Genomic DNA, 20,914 nt, shown 5'->3' with positions numbered 1-20,914 from the left:
CCTGTCCCTGATTGCCAGACGGAGGCGACCCTCCAGTCTCAATGTGTTCGTCCAGCCTCTTACCTCAAATCGGGCGGGCATGCTCAGTGAAATCGGTTCAATCTGCTGCGATTGGAAACAAAACTTGCTGAGCTTTCACTTCTCATTTCCTCAACGATAGTTATCTGCTACCGCACGGATGCGGTACGGGAAACAAAAAGAGACGCATGTACATGTTCGAAGTCGAGCCCCTCTCACTGCCCGATGCGTGCCTGATCCGGCACCCTGTCTTCGCGGACGAGCGCGGGCGGTTTTCGGTCACGGCCCATCGTGACGGGCTTGCGAGTCTGGGGCTGGAGCATGAGTGGATCCAGGAGAATGAGAGCTTCTCCAGCCATGTGCACACGCTGCGCGGTCTTCACGCCCAACACGCCCCCTTCGCCCAGGCAAAGCTGGTTCGATGTGTTGCTGGCCGCATCCTTGATATCATCGTCGATGCCCGTCATGGTTCGCCGACCTTTGGCCAGTCTGCATCAGTCGAGCTGAGTCAGGACGCCCCTGTGCAACTGCTCGTACCCGCGGGTTTCCTGCATGGTTTCATCACGCTCGAACCCGATTGTGTTGTGAATTACAAGGTCGACGCGCCCTATTCACCGGAACATGATTTCTCCGTCGCCTGGAATGATGCTGATCTGGCGCTCGGCTGGCCGGCTAAAGCTGTTCAGCCGGTCTTGTCGGACAAGGATCGTGCGGCTGGTAGCTGGCAGGAATTTCTGCGGCACAATACCTTCACCTACACACCGCCGGAGGCTGTGAAATGAGAATACTGGTCACCGGCGGCTGCGGGTTTATCGGTTCGGAGATCGTACGGCACGCGATCGGGAATGGGCATCACGTGCTCAACATCGACGCCCTCACCTATTCAGCCAATCCCGACAATCTCACCGGCATCGCGGGATCGGATTTCTACAGCTTCGCCCAGATCAATATCTGCGATGCGGTTGCCGTACGGCAGGCCGTGGACGACTTCCGTCCGGATGCAGTCATCCACGCGGCAGCGGAATCCCATGTCGATCGCTCCATCGATGGTCCTCTGGAATTCGTCACCACAAATGTTTCCGGAACGGCTGTCATGCTGGCCGAACTCGAAGCCTACTGGCGTACGCTGGACGAAGAATGCCGGAGAAACTTCCGCTTCCTGCACATTTCCACGGACGAGGTCTTCGGTGCGCTCGGCCCGGAAGGCGTGTTCACGGAAGAAACTCCCTACGCGCCCAATTCGCCCTATTCCGCGAGCAAGGCGTCCTCGGACATGCTGGTCCGCGCCTGGTTCAAGACCTATGGCTTCCCGGTCCTAATCTCAAATTGTTCGAATAATTACGGTGCCTTCCAGTTTCCGGAAAAACTCATCCCGGTAGTCATTCTCAACGCTATTCGCGGACATGACATTCCGGTTTATGGTAAGGGTGAGAATGTTCGCGACTGGCTGCATGTCAGCGATCATGTCAGTGCGATGTTTGCCATGCTGGAGAGAGGACGTGTCGGCGAGACCTACGCCGTTGGTGGTGGCGCGGAAGTGTCCAACATCGAACTGGTGCAGATGATCTGTACCTTGCTCGACGAGCTGCGCCCTTCCCCGTCGCCCTATGCCGAGCAGATCCGTTTTGTCACCGACCGCCCCGGCCATGATTTTCGCTATGCGATTGACGCCGGCAAGATCGAGCGCGAACTGGGCTGGACGCCTGAACATGATTTCGCGTCCGGACTCCGCACGACAGTAAGCTGGTATCTGAATAACCTCGACTGGTGCCAGAAAGCCGTCAGCCGTGTTGGCCAAGCGGACAAGCTGGCCCGTCTGGGAGTGCGCGCTTGACCTCACTGCTCGTCTTCGGCGCCAACGGCCAGCTTGCCAGATCCATAGCCCAGGCCGCCGAAGAGGTATCCATTGAATGCGAGCGTGTGGGACGGGACCGGCTGGACCTGCTTGCAGAGACAACTCTGGACGAACGCCTCGATGCCGTGCTGGCCGGAAAATCATCATGTAGAATGGTCATTAATGCGGCGGCCTATACCCAGGTCGATCGAGCCGAGAGCGAGCAGGCACAGGCCTATCAGCTGAATACGACCGCGGCCGGTGCTATCAGTTCCGCCTGCGAACGAGCCGGACTTCCCATTGTGCATATCTCGACCGATTTTGTGTTTTCCGGCCCTCGGAACACGCCCTGGTCAGAGACAGACACCACGGCTCCTCTGGGCGTTTATGGCACAACAAAACTGGCCGGCGAGACGGCCGTGGCCCGCGCCAATCCACGTCATCTGATCATTCGCACGGCCTGGCTCCTCTCGGAGTTTCCGGGGAATTTTCTCACCACCATGCTGCGTCTTGGCACACAGCGTACATCGCTATCAGTGGTCAATGACCAGGTGGGCAGCCCAACCAGCACACACGAGCTGGCGCGCACGCTCGTCTCGCTCGCCCAGATGAGCGAAGACGACTGTCCGCCCTGGGGGGTCTATCATTTTGCTGGCCCGGACACGATGAGTTGGGCGGAACTCGCACGACGCATTTTCCAACGCGCCGGCCTGGATACACCTGTCCAGGATATCGTCGCAGCGGATTATGGCGCACCGGCACCGCGACCGGCCTTTTCCGCGCTCGACAGCGGGAAACTACAAAGGGCGACGGGATTGTCCCATCGCCCTGTGGATGTCGTTCTGGATGAGATCCTGCAGCGGCGGGACTAGCCCGCCGCCAGCCCGGGCATCAAGCCCACTCGTCCAAGCTGGAAAACACATCGATTGTCCCGCCCGGTGCGGCCGGAACCGCATTGGAAAGATCGCTCCACTCGTCATCCTCGCTGGTCGGCGCAGACTGTTTGGCGAGCGTGTCCTGGACCTGAACGCCCTTGTCAGCCACACCAATGGTGAGGGTTTCCTGCACCTGTGCCGACTTGTCGAGCGTATCTGCCACGGGCTGATTGTTCAGAAGCTGTCCCATGTCGACAACGCCCAGATTATTGTGCTCGCCCAACTGTGCCGCGATATCCGCGCCCGTACCGAAATCTGCCGGACTGTCGCCAGCACTCCAGCCGAAATCGTGCAGATGGATCACCGGACCGCTAGCCTGGCCATCGAGCATGTCGTAGAGCTCAACCGGGTCGATGGTCTGGGCAGGGGGATTTGCCTGCAGGTCGACGACCTCGGCGACCGGCTCTTTCGTGCCGTGGCTGTGGCCGTGATGGTCGTGCGTATCGCACGCCCCCGCCGCGCAGCAGATACAACCGGGATCCTGAACCGAAATGCTCAGTTCGCCGTCATCAAGCGGGCGCTGGCCCTGCGGGTAGGTCACGTTATCCGGAATCTCGGTGTCATAGACGATGTTCTCGACATCGATCAGCTCGACCACACCGTTCGGAGTGCCGGCACGCAGATCAGTGATGACCGTATTGCCGGATCCGTTGGTGCTGATGGAATAGTCACCCGCGCTGCCCGACAGATAGATGGTGTCCGTACCGGCACCGCCGTTGAACACATCCGTACCGCCTGACGCGTAGTAGGAATCCGTTCCGCCGTTACCGGTGATGGAATTGTTCGCGGCATTGCCGATGAAGACATCATTGCCGCCACCACCGATCGCGTTCTCGATCACAGTGCCACGGGAGATCGACAGGTTCATGCGACCGCCGAGCACGTCAGAGAATTCCTCGTCACGCAGATCCAGCTCCTGGGCGCCATTGAAACCGGAGAAGTCCAGCGTGTCCGTGCCGCCCGTGTCGAAGATGTTGTAGGCAACGGCACTGCCCCAGGCCGTCGCATCATAGATGGAGCCGGCATTGGTGTTGTAGCCATAGGTCGTATTGCCATCGCGAACCGTGGTTGGCGTGCCGTACATGGCCTGCGCGGCAAGCACATCCGCCACCATCGGGGTCATCAGGAAGGCGAAGGTCGCATCCAGGTAGGTGTTCTCGTTCTGCGAGAAATACGACATGATCGTGTGGGACCAGGAGTCGTTGAGGTAGATCGCGTCAACGGCATAATCGGCCGAACCGTCATAAGGGCCGGCATGGCCCAGGCCCAGCGCGTGCCCGACCTCATGGATATAGGTCTGGAAGGAATAGCCATCCAGATTGGTGCCATACGTGTCGAGCCAGTCAGTGCCGACATTGACCGTCGCTCCGGTGAAGAAACCTCCGGAAATGCCACTCGGTCCGGCAAAGGCGCCGTCCTCTTCATCGTCAAAGACGATCTGGCCACCGCTGCTGACCTCGCTGAAGATGATGCCGGTCACTTCCGTCCAGGCGTTCAGCGCAGCGCGGGCCAGTGTCTGGCCGGCGGCCGTCAGTCCGGTTATGTCGACCGTCAACGTGTCGCCAGAGGTCACATTCCACTGCGCGCCATCCCAACCATTCTGGTCGAGATACGAAGCAATCTCGTCATTGCTCCACTCACGAAGTGGATCCGTGTGCTCGATCGTCAGGGTATACTCACCTGTCGTGCCAGGCTGGGTGTCACTCGTGTAAGCGCCCACGGAGACGTAGTAGACGCCGCTGGTCTGTGCCGTGAAACCAAGTCGGGAATCCACGACCACGCCAAGTGAGATATCGTCGTTTTCAGCGATCAGTGTTCCGGACTGATCGAAGAGGCGAAGATAGGGATCGTCCAGCTCATCCGCGCCAGTACCAGTCAGGTTGAACTCGTAGCGCTGGCCAGCGACCAGTTCGACACGGATCCAGTCCTGCTCACCCTGGACGTCCAAATTGCCGACAAAGCTTCCGCCGGAAACCATGGAGATCGTGGTGGTGTCATTGTCCGGAATGTCGCCACTGTCGGCAGCATCTCCAACTGTGACCGATATGTTCTGGTCCACACTCTGAACGCCGTCATTAATGGTCAGTGTGAACTCGTAGACGTTGTCAGTATTGCCATCGCCCGGGGCTTCAAAGTCCGGTGTGTTCCTGAAGCTGACCTCACCGGTCTCGCTGTCGACCTGGAAAAGCGCAGCGTCCGTGCCAGAAAGGCTGAATGTGATTGTGTCTCCCTCTTCGGCATTGGTCCAGCGCGTCGCATAGGCTGACGTCTGGTTTTCCGACACAGAGGATGTGGTTCCTGAGACGAACACCGGGGCAGAATTGCTCGACCCGGTGACCGTTACACTGACGTTTTGATCAGTCGTAAGCGATCCATCGCTCGCGGTAAGCACGACCTCGTAGACATTATCACCATTGGCATCCGCAGGCGCCGCGACTGACGGCGCGTTGATGAAGGTCACCTCGCCCGTATTCGCATTGATGTTGAAGAGGGCGGCATCGGTTCCCGACAGGGAGTACGTGATGGTGTCACTTTCCGGATCTGTCGCGGCAGCCGTGAATGCGCTCGTCTGGTTCTGCGGCGCGTTGAATGAGCTCGAGGACGTGATCGTCGGCGCCTCGTTCACATTGGTAACAGTGATCGAGACATTTTCGCTGTCACTCAGATCCCCGTCCGTGACAGAGACCGTGAGCTGATAGACACCATCGCCGTTCGCGTCTGTCGGCGCTTCGAAATTCGGAGCATTGACGAAGGTAACAACACCGGTGTTCGGATCGACACTGAACAATGCAGCATCAGCGCCGGAAATCGAATAGACGAGCGGTCCCGAATTGTCCGCGTCTGTCGCCGTGATTGTATAGGCCGACGTCTGGTTCTCTGCTGCATTGGCCGAAGTCGCAGACGTGATCACCGGCGGAACGTCAGAGACATCGTCGACCGTAATCGTCACGGCCTGAACATCGGAATTCACTCCGTCGCTGGCGACGAGGTTGATCTCGTAATCATTGTCGCCATTCGCATCCGCGGGCGCCTCGAAATCGGGTGCGGCGATGAAGGTGACAACACCGGTCGCACTGTCGATGTTGAACAGCGCCGCATCGGCACCCGTCAGCGAATAGCTGATGGTGTCTCCGTCCGCGTCCGTGGCCGTGCCGGTAAAGGCAGCGGTCTGGTTCTCGTCCACATTGAACGCTGCGGCTGAGGTGATGTTCGGATTGTTATCGTTCTGGTTGGTCACCGTGATGGTGATGTTCTGAACCGCCTGCTGCCCGCCATCGCTGGCCGTGACCGTGATCTCGTAGTCATTATCGCCGTTGGCATCGGCCGGCGCCTCAAAATCGGGTGCCGCGATGAAGGTCACGACGCCGGTATTCGCGTCAATGCTGAACAGCGCGGCATCGGCACCACTGAGCGTATAGGTCAGCGCCTGGCCGTCAGGGTCAGTTGCGTCCACGTCGATCGCCGTGGTCTGGTTCTCCGCGACGCTTGCCGTGGCAGAGCTGGTGATCGTCGGCGCCTCATTGACGTTGTCCACGGTGATGGTGACCGCCTGGACGTCGGAATTCACCCCGTCGCTGGCAACAAGGTTCACTTCATAGACATTGTCGCCATTGGCATCGGCAGGTGCCTCGCGGTCCGGGGCATTGATGAAGGTAACTTCACCGGTCACGCTATCAATATTGAACAGCGCCGCATCCGCGCCCGTCAGCGAATAGCTGATCGTGTCACCATCGCCATCCGTCGCAATGCCGGTAAAGGCGACAGTCTGGTTCTCATTCACATTGAAGGCCGCGGCCGAGGTGATGTTCGGACTATTGTCGTTCTGGTTGGTCACCGTGATGGTGATGTTCTGGCTCGACTGCACAGAGCCATCGCTGGCCGTGACGGTGATTTCGTAATCATTATCCCCATTGGCGTCCGCAGGCGCCTCGAAGTCCGGCGCCGAGATGAAAGTCACCTCACCCGTGTTCGCATCAATGCTGAACAAGGCCGCATCTGCACCGCTGATCGTATAAGTGATCGTTCCCGTACCTTCCGGATCGGTCGCATCAACGTCAATCGCCGCAGTCTGGTTCTCCGCTACGCTGGCTGTGGCAGAGGAAGAGAATTCCGGCGCTTCGTCAACATCATTCACAGTTACCTGGACGGTCTGGGTGTCGGAGCCGCCGCGTCCATCGGTCACACGAATGGTGACTTCATAGACGTTGTCCGAGTTGCCGTCTGTCGGGTTTTCGAAATCCGGAGCACCGTTGAATGTCAGAGCGCCTGTGGAGCTATTGATCGAGAAGAGTGCACCGTCTGCGCCACCGCTGATGGAATAGGAAAGCGTGTCGCCGTCCGCATCGGTCGCCGCGGCGGTGTATCCCGTCGCCGTCGTGTTCTCATCCTGGCTGGCCGTGGTGCCACTGGTAAAGCTCGGTGCATTGTTCGGGGCCGGCGGAGTCGTCCCTCCACCACCACCGCCGCCGCCACCGCCACCGCCACCGGCAGCAGCGCCTGCGAGACCGAGGCCACCAAGGACGCCAAGGATGGCACCGCCACCGCCCCCGCCTGCCGCGGCAGCACCTGCCGCTGCCGGAGCAGCGCTCGTTACGGCTTCGGCGTTGAGATAGAGCACGCCTTCAATAACCTGCGCGTCCGTCGCAGCAACCGTCACGACCTGACCATCATTCATGACCAGGCGGATACTCCCATCATCATTGATGGTGTAGCTGTTGACGTTTGCATAGTCGCCTATGGCGCGGTAACCGTCCGGCGCACTGGCTTGGGCAGCCGCCTGCCCACCCAACATGGCGACACCTCCTGTCGCCAGAATTGTTGCAGCCATGGCCGACCGGCGGCCGTTTCGCTTTGCCGGATCTACGTTGGACATCTCTTACCCCTTTGAGCACTCTGAACGCGTGTTTGCCCGCTCATAAAAGCACACGCACTTAACCCAAGACGCTACCCCTCGTCGCTGACCAGCGTCCAGAAGAAAATTGCTTTTCACTACCGTGATCTAAACGAGCCAACCATTTTGTGAATATTTTCATACGACAGGCCGCGTACAACCTGGGATAAATCCACTACATGCGACTGAAATGCTACACTTCTCTCGCCCTGAAAGGGAATTCCGAAACGCTCGCTCGCGCTATTCGGGAACTGCGTTTCATCGGATAGAAAACAGGGTGCGACAGGGAATGATGAGCGCGGCTCAGAGCGGAAGACGATCTGCCAGCAGCAGGAGTTCCAGCCGCTCGCGGGCCAGCTCGAACTGCAGGCGCACAACATCCAGCGCTGCCGTCTCATAAGCAAGGCGGGCCTCGACCAGGTCCGGCAGCGTGCCAAGGCCGAATTCGAACTCCCCCTCGATGGCGTCGAAGTATTCGCGCTGACTGCGCGCCACGTCCATACGCCGAGCAAGCTGGGCCTCCAGGGACAGGACACGGCGATAGGAGACTTCCGCCCGCTCGCCCAGATCACGCTGCAGCTGTCGCAACTCATTTTCGCTTTGCCGCAGCCGCGCCTGCGCCCGTTCACGCCGGGCACCGATGGCATTACCGGTATATAGCGGGACAGACACATCGATTCCGACACGATCACGCGCTTCCCAGTCTTCGCGTTGATCGTCATATGTGTAGGACGAGATCCCAACGACATCGACCACCGGCAATCGCTCACGCCTCTCACGCTCGCGCTGGGCATCCAGGCTGCGCAGGGCACGCTGGGCTGAAGCAATCTCCGGATTGCGCGAGAACACCGCTTCCCAGAGCTGATCGACGGTTTCAAGCCCTGAAAGGCCACCTTCCAGCTCGCCGACCACCTGGCCAACCGGACAGGTCGCAACCAGCAATCCTGTCCAGGCGCGAAGTCGGGATTCTGCCTGTTGCTGCTGGGATTGCAGCTCCAGCACATCAGCCTCCGCCTCCGCGCGCTGGGCCGAAACCTGGGCGCGCTCGGCGCGAGTCGCGCCACCATTTTCAAGCAATTCGATGACCGCAGTTTCCTGGCGCGCAAAATAGTCACGTCGCTCGGCGATGACGTCGATCATCTCGCCTGCTTCCAGCCCGATCAGATAGGCGTGGGCAATGGTGAAGGCCGTCTGGGCTTCCTGCGACGCCAGGGAATACGCCAGGCTCTCACTATTGAATTCCGCTGCGTCGATGGCCAGGCGGGAATCACCAAAGTCCCAGACACGTTGCGATACGCGAAGGCCGACCTGGTTCTCGATCTGTGAAGATGTAAGGCCAGTATCGCCGACACCGGTGCGCCCGAATGATGTCACCTGGGGCAGACGCAAGGAACGCGCTTCATCCACGTCGGCTTCCGCCTGGTCGAGTCTGCTCTGGGCGACCGCGACCTCGGGCGACTGGCCGATACCGATCTGCATCAGGTCGCGCAGCAGCGTACACTGCTGTGCCTCTGCCGAAACAGGTCCCAGCGTCGCGAGAACCATGGCCGGCAGGACTACACCCCAACGCTTGAACGGCATCCTCATCCCCTGCGCGCACCCCGGAAGAGCGACTCGCTGATCGGCTCCAACAGATAGTCCAAGGTGGTACGGCGAGTTCCCGAGAAGATAAAGACCTGGGCCGGCATCCCCGGCGTCAGGGAGAGTCCATCAAGCCGATCGATCTGATCGGACGGCACGACAATACGCACCTCGTAATAGGGATCGCCGGTCACCTGGTCGGTTTTCAGGTCAGCGCTGACACTCGTGACCTCACCATCCAGACGCGGCGTCATCCAGCTCTTGTAGGCCGTGAAATGCGTGCGCACAGCCTGCCCCTGGAACACGGCCGCCCGGTCCCCCGGGCCGATGCGGGCAGAAACGGTGACTTCCTCGACTTCCGGAACAATCTCCAAAATCGCCTCGCCGGGACGCACCACACCGCCGCGGGTGGAGAAGGCGAGGTTGAGAACCTCACCGGCCTGCGGGGCGGAGATCACGATACGGTTCAGAACATCCTGGGCTGCAGACAGGCGCTCCTCGGCCGCTTCCAGCGTGGTGCGTGCCTCCAGCTGTTCCGTTGAAATAATGCGCAGGAAATTCGCTTCGGTCTGGGCGATCTGGCTTTCCAGGTCCTCAACAGTGGTTTCCGCTTGCTGGGCGTCGCGGCGCAGGCCGCCAATCTGGGTCTCCAGGTTGGCGACATCACGCTCCATCGCCCGCAGCTCGTCGACCCGCGCCATCTGCCGATCCACGCGCTGCTGCAGCAAATCAGCCTGGTCCTCGGCAGCGGCGAGCGCGCGTTCCGTTGTCGTGATTTGCTGGCGATAGAGGCGGATCGAGTCACTGGCGCCATCACGGCGGGCCTGCAACACCCCAAGATCGGCCTCAAAGGACTGGCGCTGCTGGTCGAACAGGTCCTGCTGGCGCTCGATAACAGCGGCGCGCTCTGCACTGCCAAGCTCAAGCATATCTATGGCGGAGAAGTCCGGAGAAGCCTCTTCCTCGCGCAGCGCCTCGAGGCGCGCCAGCGAGGCAAGCGAGCTGGCGATTTCCTGGAGTATCTCGTCGCGAACGGCTTGTGAGGCGGTCGCCTGCAAGCTCAGCAGCGGCTGACCCGCTTCGACCTGGTCGCCATCACGGACGAGCAATTCCTCGATAATCCCGCCTTCCAGGTGCTGGACGACCTGGCGGCTGTTCTCCACCACGACCATACCATTGGCTGGGACCCCCTCGGAAAGCGGCACGAAACCCGCCCAGACGAGAAACCCGCCAAGCCCCACAGCACAGGCGATTGCGGAAAAGCGGACCGTCGGATCTTTCATCAGCTGAACCATGATCAGGCCACTCCCTGCCCGCCAGCTTGGCCACCACCCGGCCCGGCATTGCCTGGGCCGACCGCGAGTTTGAGATACTGGTCAGCCGGCGCTGCCAGTACGGCACCATTGCGCAGGAGGAGCACGGTGGTGCTCTGCTCAATCACCCGGCGATCATGCGTGGAGATGATGACTACAGCACCCGCTTCCGCGATGGCCTTGACCGACTTGATCAGATTGCTTGCAGAAGCACTGTCCAGATTAGCCGTCGGCTCGTCCAGCACCAGCAGAACCGGCGCCCCGAACAAGGCTCGTGCCAAGCCCACCAGCTGTTTCTGGCCTGCCGACAGATTGACCCCGCCCGGACCAACCGGAGTGTCATAGCCATCGGGCAGCCCCAGGATCATCTCGTGCGCTCCAGCGGCCTTGGCCGCGTTGAGCACAGCCTCGTCATCGCATGGTCCCAGTCGGGAGATGTTTTCGGCTATCGTGGCAGGCAACAATTGAACATCCTGCGGGATATAGCCAATGTACCGACCGCGATCCTCGCTCGGCCAATCCTGCAGCTTGCGACCGCCCAGGCTGATCGAGCCCTCATAAGTCGGCCAGGCGCCCGCCACCGTTTGCAGAAAGCTTGTTTTACCGGTTCCGATACCACCGGTCAGGGCGATAATATCGGCCGAACCTGCGGTGAAATTGAAGGCCTGCAACAGGGGCGTTTCGCCACCGGGAACACCTATAGCCGTGCGATCAAGCACCAGCTCGGCAACCGGACGCGGCAGCGGCGTGTATTCGGCGCGTTCTTCCTGGGCCTCTGCGATCTCGCTCATCTCTAGCCAGCCGGTCCAGGTCTGGACGCTGTTTCGCCACCCGCCGACAATCTGGTCGATCGGCCCCAGCACGCGCGCCAGGATGATCGAGGAGGCCACGATCGAACCGGGCGAAATCTGCTGGCTGAGCGCGAGTGCTGCACCGCCCCCCAAAACAAGGATCTGCAATGTCTGGCGCAGTGCACGCGAAATGGCGGTGAACTTGCCGTCTTCGCGAGAGGCTCCCAGGGCCAGTCCCTGCCCCAGATCGCGCACTTGCTGCCAGCGCTGATAGGCACGGCCGAGCAGCCCCATGGAAACCAGTGCAGAGCGCTGGCGTTCAAGGTCGGCAGCAAACTGGCCAGCCTTGCCCAACGTCGCCTGGGACGCCTGGCTGCCCTGTCGGCTCGACATCTCCGCCAGAAACGCCACACCGAATACCAGCGCCGCACCGATCAGGCCGAGCATGCCGATAAAGGGATGGATCAGAAACAGGACGATCAGGAAGAGCGGCGCAAAGGGCAGGTCCAGGAATGGCAGGAGCGAGCCTTGCTGGACATAGGTCTGGGCCTTGGAGAGGCGCGACAAATTCAGCGCCAGATCGGGGCGCCCCTCGAGCTGGTTCTCGAAACGCTGGAAGATTTTAGGCGAAAAATACGCGTCGATTTCCTTGGCAGCCAGCGCTGAGACACGACGGCGTCCCATTTCCGCTGCGCCATAGATCGCCAGCAGAAACACGGCCAGCGCGCTCAACCACATCAGCGTGTCAACCGAACCGGAGTTCAGGACCCGGTCATAGATCTGAAGCATGTAGAGCGGGGAAACGAGCAGCAGGATATTCGCCGCGAAACCGAACCCGGCCAGCAGGCGCAGGTGAGGCTTGAGGCGATTCCGCAACTCCAGCGACACTCCCTTGATCATCGATCACTCCACACGACACGAATTTACGTCAGGGACGGTATTCTACCCAGCCACCCTGCTAAATGCACGTTTTCACGCGTTTTACGACCTCTAATTACTTCAGGCCGATGCGCAACAAATCGTGCAAATGCAATAATCCTGCCGGGCGATTTTCCTCATCCACCAGGAAAAGCTGTGTGATCTTGGGCGTGCCGACGGTCATTTCACGCAGTGCATCAGCGGCCAGCATGGTCGGGCTTCCTACTTTGGGATCGCGCGTCATCACTTCTTCAGCGACCCGGTCAACCAGGTCATTGCCCATGTGACGGCGCAAGTCACCGTCGGTGATGATGCCCATCAGCCGACCATCGGCATCAAGGATACCCGCACAACCAAAGGACTTGGCCGTCATTTCCAGCAGCACCTCGCTCATGCTGGCCTGACCCGCCACCAGCGGCATCGACTCCCCGGCATGCATAACATCGGCTGCACTCGCGAGCGCGGCGCCCAGAGCTCCGCCCGGATGGAAAGTGCGAAAATCCGTGGCCGTGAAACCGCGGGCCTCGAGCAAAGCCACCGCAAACGCGTCACCCATGGCCATCATCAACGTCGTGGACGTCGTCGGCGCGCGCGTTTCAGCACAGGCCTCAATGGCGTTGGGTACAAACAGTTCGTAGTTACTGGCGCGCCCCAAAGTACTGTCTGCGTGTGCAGTCATACCGATCAGCGGAACTTCAAACCGGCGGCAATAGGCAATGAGGTCGCCCAGCTCGCGGGTCTCCCCTGACTTGGACAAAGCCAACACAGCGTCGTCGCCGGTGATCATGCCCAGATCGCCATGGCTGGCTTCGGTCGGATGCACGTAATAGGCAGGCGTGCCGGTCGAGGCGAGTGTCGCAGCGATCTTGCGCGCTACATGCCCGGACTTGCCCACACCGGTGCAGATCAACCGCCCCTTGAGGCCTGCGGCCAGCCTGACTGCAGCCGCAAACGGCTCGCCGATCATATTCTCAAGTTGAGAGAGTCCATCCCGTTCGATGGCGATCACGCGGCGCGCGACCTCCAGAGCGTCGAAGTCCTGCATCTGAGTACCTTTTATCGATGTTCCCAAGCTCAATAGCAGAACCGCGCACGTCCGGGGAAGAGACGTGCGCGGCTGGTTCGGCAATCGGACTGCAGTCAAGGGGGACGAAGTAGCCGCAGCACTCGCGCAGGTGGGGTAGCGCGCCTGAATGCCGTCAGTTTTTGGGACCACGCTGCTTCAAAGGACGGATTGGCTCAAAAATGTTCGAAGCCCTGAAAGGGTACCACAATCCCACCTCCATGGGTAGCAGAAAATTTTGTTACGCAACCATACAACTCCCGTCTTGCCGTTTGCCTGTGAGAGGAGTATCGCTCGCGCAAATCGACGGAGAGTCTCATGCCCAAACTCGTCCTGGTCCGGCACGGCCAAAGTGAATGGAATCTGCAAAACCGCTTCACCGGCTGGGTGGACGTGAACCTGACGGAAGAAGGTGTCGCCCAGGCACAAAAGTCCGGCGATCTGCTCAAGGCAGCGGGTTTTGAACCGGACCTGGCATTCACCTCTGTTCTCAAGCGCGCCATCAAGACGCTGAACTTCGCCCTGGACGGTCTGGACCGTCTTTGGGTTCCGGTGGAGAAGTCCTGGCGCCTGAACGAACGCCACTATGGGGGGCTGGCCGGGCTCAACAAGGATGAGACACGCGACAAGCATGGTGAGGAACAGGTCCATATCTGGCGCCGCTCCTTTGACACACCGCCGCCGCCTCTCCCGGAAAACCATGAGCTTCACCCCCTCAACGACACGCGTTATGCGGATGTTGATCCGGACCTGCTGCCCGCAACGGAATCCCTCAAGACCACACTTGAACGGGTCGAGCCTTACTGGAACGAGGCCATCCTGCCGGCGCTGACATCGGGCAAGGACGTCATCGTTGCAGCGCATGGCAACAGCCTGCGTGCACTGGTGAAACTGCTCTTCACAGTTTCTGACGACGACATCATGGGCGTTGAGATCCCGACCGGTAATCCGCTGCTGATTGACCTGGACGAAAGCGGCACCAAACCGGTCTCCGCCGCCTATCTCGACCAGGACCGTGCGCAGTCCCTGCCTGCCTTGCCGGCGTGACAACGCGCCTGAACGACCTGCGCTGGATGTCTCTGGCGATGGCCGTCGCCAGGTCCCAGCTGGGCCGGACGGCACCCAATCCGGCGGTCGGTTGCGTGCTCGTGCGCGATGACAAGCTGGTCGCCTCCGCCGCCACAGATGATGGCGGACGCCCCCACGCGGAGCGGCGCGCTCTGGACCTGGCCGGAGACAATAGCAAAGGCACAACGGCCTATGTCACCCTGGAACCCTGCGCGCATCACGGCCAGACGCCCCCGTGCGCGCAAGCCCTGATCGATGCGAAGGTCGACCGGGTGGTGATCGCCTGCCTCGACGAGGATCCGCGGGTCGCCGGCAAGGGTATAGCCATGCTGCGAACAGCTGGCATCGCAGTGGAAACTGGCCTGTGCACGGCCGAGGCCCACCCGCTCTATGAGGGATTTTTCTGTCGTTTGGACACCGGCAAGCCGGCGCTCTATGCGGACGCCTTTGACGGCGGATTTGATGCGACCCTTCCCGCGCTTACAATCACCGAACTCGACGCCTGCCTGGACAAGCTGGGTCAGACGGGAGCCAGCCGCGTTCGAGTCGCGTCGGACCATCCGCTCGCCCTATCGGGCCAACTCAATCTTCTGTAACGAATTGGAACACCTGTCGTTAACGTATCTACGCTAGCCTCCGTCGACTTACGTTTCTCGTCAGGAATCTTCGTGCTTAATGGCCGACCGCAAGATTGAACATACGCGCCTCGACCAGATGACTGTGGACGCCATGTGCGAACGCCATGAGCGCCTGTGGTCCGGTCGCGCCGGCGGTGCCCGTGCGAGTTTTGCCTACACGATTGTTGAAGGCCTCGACCTGTCCGGACGCGATCTTTCCGATGCCGATTTTTCCGGTGCCGTCTTGCGCAAAGCGAACCTGTCCGGCTGCACGCTGAACAGTGCGAATTTCTTTGCGGCCGACCTGCGCCAGGCGAGCCTCGAGGGCGCATCCCTGCGCCGGGCCGATCTGCGAGGCGCGATCATGCGAGGCGCGAACCTGACGGGCGCCGACCTGACCGAGGCCGATATGCGTGAGGGCGCAATCGCCGAGATCGACAAGGAAAAAGGCCTCGCCATCCTGAAGCACAAGACTCAGGAAAATGATGCGGGCAAGGCGAACTTCACGGGCGCCAATCTCTCGCGGTCTAAAATGGCCGGCATCGCGGCCCAGACTGCTGATTTCACAGATGCCATGCTGCTGGGTGCGCGGATGATCCGCGCCAATCTGCGCGGCTCGTCATTCCAGGGCGCCAACCTGGAAGGCGCGGACCTGTCCGGCGCGGACCTGACAGATACGGATTTCAAGGACAGTGTCATGATCGGTGTGAAAACCGTCATGGCCAAGACGTCCGGCATGAATACCGAAGGTGCACTGACAAGCGAACCGGTGGGCATTGATCCGAGCGATATGGATCAGCCGATCGCCCAGCAGATTGCTGATCACGTCAAATGGTGCGAAACCGATGGCCGGGAAGGCAAGCCTTCTCTCTTTGACGGTACAGACCTGCGCGGCCTGAATTCGCTGGCCGGAAAGACACTGACCGCTTTCCACGCGCGCGGCGCGACGCTCTACGGCCTGGACCTGGAAGGTGCCCAGCTTCAGGGCGCGCGACTGGAACGCGCCGACCTGCGCATGGTTTGCCTGCGCGGCGCAGATCTGCGCGGTGCCGATCTGACGGGTGCCAATCTGAACAATGCGGACCTGCGGGATTGTCGTTTCGGACCGCTTCTGCTCGAGAATAACCGGGTTCTTCCCGCCTCTCTCGCCGGCACAAAGGCGCGCTATGTCGACCTTCGCGGTGCCGATTTGCGCCAGGCCAAGGCAACCGGTGCAGACTTCTCCTATTCCCACCTGGACGGTGCCAATGTGACGGATGCGCGTTTCAGCGGCTCCTGTTTTACGGGCACCACCGTCAGCGAAACCTTCCTGCAGGACGTGGCGGAAGTAGACGGTGCGGTTGATCTGGATGCCGCCTAACGAAAACGGCAGACCTCTCGGCCTGCCGCGTGTTCGTGTCTAAAGGGGTCTTCTCTCACGCGACTGGGGGTCAGGCCGCTTCGGTTTTCCCACCTTTGATCAGCTTGGCCTTGGGTGCCGAACCGGTATCGATCGCGATACTGCGCGGCTTGGCCGATTCCGGGATCTCGCGAACGAGCTGGACAGAGAGCATGCCGTTGCGCAGTTCCGCTCCGGACACGATAACGTGATCGGCCAGATGGAAGCGGCGCTCGAAAGCGCGCTCGGCAATCCCGCGATGCAGGAAGCGGCGCGTATCGGCTTCGTCTTTTTCGGCAATTCGACCGGTCACGGTCAGGACATTGCCCTGGACCTCCACCGTCAGATCATCGTCGGAGAAACCGGCAACGGCGAGTTCGATGAGATACTCATCCTCGGCGACGTGCTGGATGTTGTAGGGCGGATAGCCTTGTGACTCGACCTTGGTGGCAGAGTCCATCAGATCGGCAAGGCGATCAAATCCAACGATGGAACGATAGAGCGGGCTGAAATCTACTGTACGCATTTTCCTCATCCTCAATTGAGCGATAAGACCATCCGACGAACCATTCGCCGGATTTCAGTCGACCTGCCCATCGACCCTCGGGCGGATTGTGGCGCAGGTCTCGGGCCCCGTTTCGGCGACCCGTGACAAACACATGGGTAGCCCAAAATCCGGTCGCAACCCCCGCCCCCGAAAAAACTTGTTTGCCTTGCCGCCAGCCTCCGACTACCTATTCCGCATCTGATCTACAGGAGTGTCTTGATGTCCCGTTTCCACCTTGTTGTGCCAAGCTTGCTGGCCCTGTCTCTCGCAGCTTGCGGATCCCCATCCGAAGAGGCGGAAACCGCCACAATCCAGGACACGGCCCAGACCACGGAAAACGGTGTCGAGATCGTCGCGGACGCCCTGCCGACCGACCTTGCCAGCGCTGTCGCAGCCGAATGGCGCGGCGAGCGTTCCGAGCGGGACATCTGGCGCAATCCCGCGGCAACGCTGGAAGCCCTGGGCGTTGACCCGAGCGGCACGGTGATGGAAATCTGGCCGGGCGGCGGCTGGTATGCCGATATTTTGATGCCGTGGATCAATGGCAATGGCGGCACCTATGTCGCCGCGCATTTCCCGGTTGAGGGGTCCAGCGAGAACCGCGTTCGCTCCCGCGAGCGTTTCATCGAACGCTATTCCAACGCGGACCGTTATGGCGAGTATGTGCTGGCCGATTTCGACAACAATACCGGCGCCATCGTCGAGCCGGGCAGCGTTGACACGATCCTGACTTTCCGCAACGTCCACAACTTCATGATGGGCAATTACGCCGAGAAGGCGTTCGACGACTTCTATGCCGCGCTACGTGAAGGCGGCACGCTGGGTGTCGTTGATCACCGCCTGCCCTCCACGCGTGAACAGGACCCGCAGGCCAGCTCCGGTTATGTTCAGCAGGACTATGTCATCGCCCTCGCCGTGGAAGCCGGTTTCGAACTGGTCTCCGCCTCCGAGGTCAATGCCAACCCGGCGGACACGGCAGATCACCCGTTCGGCGTCTGGACTCTGGCCCCGACGCGCCGTTCAGCTCCTCGCGGCCAGGAAGCCGCGGCCGACTTTGACCGTGCCGGTTATGATGCGATTGGTGAAAGTGATCGCATGACACTGCTCTTCCGCAAGCCGGTCAGCGAATAACCTGGCTAGCGGGTGGCGACATGTTTCAGGAAGCCCAGCGCGACCTCGTGCAGTTCAGGGCTTCCTGCCGCCACCACCTGGCCACCACCGGCCGCTGATCCGCCCGACCAATTGGTGATGACACCCCCTGCTCCGCGAATGACCGGGATCAGGGCCTGGACGTCATAGGGCTGCAAACCGGACTCGATCACCAGATCCAACCCACCACCGGCCAGCATCGCATAACCATAGGCGTCAAATCCGAAACGATGCAGCTTGCAGCGGCGACGGATCATGTCGAACACAGCCTTCTCGTCACTGTTGAAGAGATAGGGGTCGGTCGTCGCCAGCATGGCGTGTTTCAGCTTGGCGACTGGGCTGGTGGCAAGCGCCCGGGACTGGCCGGCTCGCTGCAGCTCTGTTCCGTCTGCCGTGCCAATAAAGCGTTCATCGATATAAGGTTGGTCGATCACACCGAGCTGCGGCTCGCCATCAACCGACAACCCAATCAGAACTGTCCAGGTCGGGAAACCGGCGATGAAGGCGCGTGTGCCATCGATCGGGTCAATGACCCATTCACGACCATTGCCGCTGGCCTGGGAACCGTATTCCTCGCCGAGAATCGCGTCGTCGGGCGCCATCTGTGACAACACCTCGCGGATCGCCCGTTCGGACGCCTTGTCCGCCGCCGTGACGGGATCAAAGCCCTCGTCGAGCTTGTTCTCGATTTGCAGGGACGTCCGGAAATAGGGTTCGATGGCCTTGCGTGCCGCATCAGCAGCAGCCGCAATCGTGGCACGGTCTTGATCAGTAATCATGAAGAAGCGCCTAGCATGGGCTTACGCCGCACGCCAGACGCATCTTGTCCCCCGAAACTTCATGACGTGACCCTCAGGCCGCGTCGTTTGCAGCTTCGTCCGGCTCAAGCGACTTGGCGAGCTCGAGCAGGCGTTTGCGCGGACGTTCGCCGAGCCGGTAATAGGCACGGATAAGGTCTACGGTTTCCTTCTGCGAGAGCACATCGGCCGCCAGGCTATCGCCTTCATTGGCCGCCTGATCGCGTTGCGACAGGCCCTCATAGAAGTATTGCACCGGAACATCGAGCGCTTCGGCAAGCTCAAAGAGACGGCTCGCGCTGACGCGGTTGGCGCCGCACTCATACTTCTGGATTTGCTGGAACCGGATCCCTACGGATTCGGCAAGTTGCTGCTGCGTAAGTCCCAGCAAACGGCGCCGACGGCGCAGTCTTTTACCTACATGCAGATCAATATCATTCGTCATAACTACTCGCGGCCTCGTCTTCGCGTATCAAATTGCGCCGCAATGGGACGCACACCTCACAGGGGAGCAAAGCGCGTGCCGGGCGAAGACACTGCCTAGTGTTCGCCTGAAATGGGCATGATTATGACGTTGGGAGACAAGCCGTGAGTGGTTCGCGTATCACGCTGATTAATTGACAGAATTCGCCGCGCAGGCGATCCAGCCCCGCGGTGGGTTGAACCCTGTTTTCGTCCAGATAGAGGCTACGATTCACCTCGATCTGGATCGCATGCACGCCCGATTCGGGACGCCCATAGGAGGCCGTGGTGTGTCCACCGGCATAGGGAGTGTTCCTAACCGTTACAAATCCCTGTTCCCGGAATCGGGCTTCGATGAGATCGCTGACCCGCGGATCACAGGACTGGCCGAAACGGTCGCCCAGCACGATATCCGCACCACGCGCGCTCTGATGGGGCATGGAGTGGACGTCGAGCAGGACCGCAGCCCCGAACCTAGTCCGTGTTTCGTCAACCAGGGCGGTCAGGGCATCATGATAGGGCCAGTAACAACGCTTAAGCCGTCGTTCGGCCTCTGCAAATTTCAAACGCCGGCCATAAAGCGGCCGGCCATCTGCACTGATACGTGGAATGACGCCGAGGCCGGAAGCTGTGCGGCGACTGTCCCGGATCAGCTCCGCCCGCACGCGATCACTGTACATTCCCGGATCCAGCTCCCCCGCCGCCCGGTTCACATCCACAAAGACACGTGGGAAATTCGCGGCGACCGTCGGGATGCCCAGTTCCGGAATGCCCTCGATCAGCTGATCAACATAGGCATCCTCTGAGCGTCGCAACACGCCAAGTTCGTGGTGGGTCAGATTTTCAAATTCCCCCCGATAGTTGCGCCCGGAATGCGGGGAACTGGCCACTATGGGATAAGCCTGCCCGCCCGCCGGCCGCACCACGCTTACAGGACCCGGGTCGATATCAGCATTTGCCGTCGGCGCCATTGCGAGCGATGATGAGGGAGTCGCGTTCATGCGCGGAGAGTGATCGGCTGCAGTGTTTCGGTCAAGAGATGCAGCCCGTTCAGCAGGTTTTTACTTTAGGCATGTATGGTGCCACCAATCCGTGATTTGACAAGGGTGGGACAAAACCATGGCCAAGATCCTTCTAGCCGAAGATGATGACTCCATGCGGGACTTCCTCGCCAAGGCACTCAAGCGTGCCGGGCATGAGGTGAAAGTCTGTTCGGATGGGGAAGAAGGACTGGATGCGATCGGTAAAAATCCGGCGCAATATGATCTTCTGCTTACAGATATCGTCATGCCTGGCGTTGATGGCATCGAACTGGCGCGTCGCGCGACCGAGGTCGATCCAGCCCTCAAGATCATGTTTATCACAGGTTTTGCCGCCGTGGCCCTCAATCCCGGTTCCGGTGCGCCAACCAATGCCAAAGTCCTCTCCAAGCCCTTCCACCTGCGCGAGCTTGTTGATGAAGTGGCCCGTGTCATGGCTGCCTGATCAGCTCAGGGATAACCAACAAAAAGCCCCGCGGTGATACCGCGGGGCTTTTTGTTGCGCCCGATTC

17 protein-coding genes are annotated in these 20,914 nt (G+C 60.4%); 8 read left to right on the top strand and 9 right to left on the bottom strand.

Annotation, left to right across the window (positions count from 1 at the left end):
* The first annotated feature begins 206 nt into the window (after positions 1–206).
* From rfbC to rfbD, 3 genes are read left to right on the top strand one after another with little or no spacing between them, the layout of a single operon-like run.
* Entirely contained in the window at positions 207–800 is a 594-nt protein-coding gene (rfbC, locus tag JJ889_RS05000; RefSeq protein WP_291892120.1) for a dTDP-4-dehydrorhamnose 3,5-epimerase, read from the top strand.
* Positions 797–1,852: a dTDP-glucose 4,6-dehydratase gene (gene rfbB, locus JJ889_RS04995; RefSeq protein ID WP_291892116.1), complete on the top strand. Its 1,056-nt coding sequence runs from the start codon at positions 797–799 to the stop codon at positions 1,850–1,852. Before rfbC ends, rfbB begins: the two co-directional genes overlap by 4 nt.
* Positions 1,849–2,724 carry a dTDP-4-dehydrorhamnose reductase gene (gene rfbD / locus JJ889_RS04990; protein WP_291892113.1) on the top strand — a complete coding sequence of 292 codons (876 nt, stop codon included), beginning with the start codon at positions 1,849–1,851 and terminating at the stop codon, positions 2,722–2,724. Before rfbB ends, rfbD begins: the two co-directional genes overlap by 4 nt.
* A gap of 19 nt (positions 2,725–2,743) precedes the next feature.
* On the opposite strand, the gene JJ889_RS04985 is transcribed toward rfbD, so the two are convergent.
* The 5 genes from JJ889_RS04985 to JJ889_RS04965 all read right to left on the bottom strand — a co-directional run bounded on the left by JJ889_RS04985 (position 2,744) and on the right by JJ889_RS04965 (position 13,326).
* On the bottom strand, positions 2,744–7,660 hold the full coding sequence (locus tag JJ889_RS04985) for a cadherin domain-containing protein (RefSeq protein ID WP_291892110.1): 4,917 nt from the start codon (positions 7,658–7,660) through the stop codon (positions 2,744–2,746).
* A 321-nt stretch (positions 7,661–7,981) separates the two neighbouring features.
* Positions 7,982–9,259 carry a TolC family protein gene (locus tag JJ889_RS04980; protein WP_291892107.1) on the bottom strand — a complete coding sequence of 426 codons (1,278 nt, stop codon included), beginning with the start codon at positions 9,257–9,259 and terminating at the stop codon, positions 7,982–7,984.
* 2 nt (positions 9,260–9,261) lie between these two features.
* A complete protein-coding gene (locus tag JJ889_RS04975) occupies positions 9,262–10,554 on the bottom strand; it encodes an HlyD family type I secretion periplasmic adaptor subunit (protein ID WP_291892104.1) in 1,293 nt (430 codons plus the stop codon).
* A 2-nt stretch (positions 10,555–10,556) separates the two neighbouring features.
* Positions 10,557–12,263 carry an ATP-binding cassette domain-containing protein gene (locus JJ889_RS04970; protein WP_291892101.1) on the bottom strand — a complete coding sequence of 569 codons (1,707 nt, stop codon included), beginning with the start codon at positions 12,261–12,263 and terminating at the stop codon, positions 10,557–10,559.
* Positions 12,264–12,357: 94 nt separating this feature from the next.
* Positions 12,358–13,326 (bottom strand): KpsF/GutQ family sugar-phosphate isomerase, encoded by a 969-nt coding sequence (locus tag JJ889_RS04965; RefSeq protein ID WP_291892098.1) that lies wholly within the window; start codon positions 13,324–13,326, stop codon positions 12,358–12,360.
* Between the two features lie 336 nt (positions 13,327–13,662).
* Between JJ889_RS04965 and gpmA the strand changes: the two genes are divergently transcribed.
* The 3 genes from gpmA to JJ889_RS04950 all read left to right on the top strand — a co-directional run bounded on the left by gpmA (position 13,663) and on the right by JJ889_RS04950 (position 16,389).
* Positions 13,663–14,391 carry a 2,3-diphosphoglycerate-dependent phosphoglycerate mutase gene (gene gpmA, locus JJ889_RS04960; protein ID WP_291892095.1) on the top strand — a complete coding sequence of 243 codons (729 nt, stop codon included), beginning with the start codon at positions 13,663–13,665 and terminating at the stop codon, positions 14,389–14,391.
* A complete protein-coding gene (gene ribD, locus JJ889_RS04955; protein ID WP_291892092.1) occupies positions 14,388–15,008 on the top strand; it encodes a bifunctional diaminohydroxyphosphoribosylaminopyrimidine deaminase/5-amino-6-(5-phosphoribosylamino)uracil reductase RibD in 621 nt (206 codons plus the stop codon). The genes gpmA and ribD overlap by 4 nt, the downstream gene beginning before the upstream one ends.
* Before the next feature lie 79 nt (positions 15,009–15,087).
* Complete coding sequence (locus tag JJ889_RS04950) at positions 15,088–16,389, top strand: pentapeptide repeat-containing protein (protein WP_291892090.1); 1,302 nt, start codon at positions 15,088–15,090, stop codon at positions 16,387–16,389.
* A gap of 70 nt (positions 16,390–16,459) precedes the next feature.
* On the opposite strand, the gene JJ889_RS04945 is transcribed toward JJ889_RS04950, so the two are convergent.
* Positions 16,460–16,933, bottom strand: a complete 474-nt coding sequence (locus JJ889_RS04945; RefSeq protein ID WP_291892087.1) for an Hsp20 family protein — start codon at positions 16,931–16,933, stop codon at positions 16,460–16,462.
* Positions 16,934–17,173: 240 nt separating this feature from the next.
* Here JJ889_RS04945 and JJ889_RS04940 point away from each other — a divergent pair, with 240 nt between their 5' ends.
* The gene (locus tag JJ889_RS04940) at positions 17,174–18,085 is read left to right on the top strand and encodes a methyltransferase (RefSeq protein ID WP_291892084.1); all 912 of its coding nucleotides are present in this window, start codon (positions 17,174–17,176) and stop codon (positions 18,083–18,085) included.
* Between the two features lie 5 nt (positions 18,086–18,090).
* Here the strand turns inward: JJ889_RS04940 and hisN are convergent, their stop codons facing one another.
* The 3 genes from hisN to JJ889_RS04925 all read right to left on the bottom strand — a co-directional run bounded on the left by hisN (position 18,091) and on the right by JJ889_RS04925 (position 20,333).
* A complete protein-coding gene (gene hisN / locus JJ889_RS04935; protein WP_291892081.1) occupies positions 18,091–18,882 on the bottom strand; it encodes a histidinol-phosphatase in 792 nt (263 codons plus the stop codon).
* 73 nt (positions 18,883–18,955) lie between these two features.
* The gene (locus JJ889_RS04930; RefSeq protein ID WP_291892078.1) at positions 18,956–19,345 is read right to left on the bottom strand and encodes a helix-turn-helix domain-containing protein; all 390 of its coding nucleotides are present in this window, start codon (positions 19,343–19,345) and stop codon (positions 18,956–18,958) included.
* Between the two features lie 121 nt (positions 19,346–19,466).
* Positions 19,467–20,333 (bottom strand): N-formylglutamate amidohydrolase, encoded by an 867-nt coding sequence (locus JJ889_RS04925; protein ID WP_291893167.1) that lies wholly within the window; start codon positions 20,331–20,333, stop codon positions 19,467–19,469.
* 148 nt (positions 20,334–20,481) lie between these two features.
* On the opposite strand from JJ889_RS04925, the gene cpdR reads away from it, so the two are divergent.
* Entirely contained in the window at positions 20,482–20,847 is a 366-nt protein-coding gene (gene cpdR, locus JJ889_RS04920; protein ID WP_291892076.1) for a cell cycle two-component system response regulator CpdR, read from the top strand.
* Positions 20,848–20,914 lie beyond the last annotated feature (67 nt).

This window comes from Maricaulis sp., from assembly GCF_017643475.1.
In the GTDB taxonomy this organism is placed as follows: Bacteria; Pseudomonadota; Alphaproteobacteria; order Caulobacterales; family Maricaulaceae; genus Maricaulis.
This window is presented reverse-complemented; position numbering and strand designations above follow the sequence as displayed.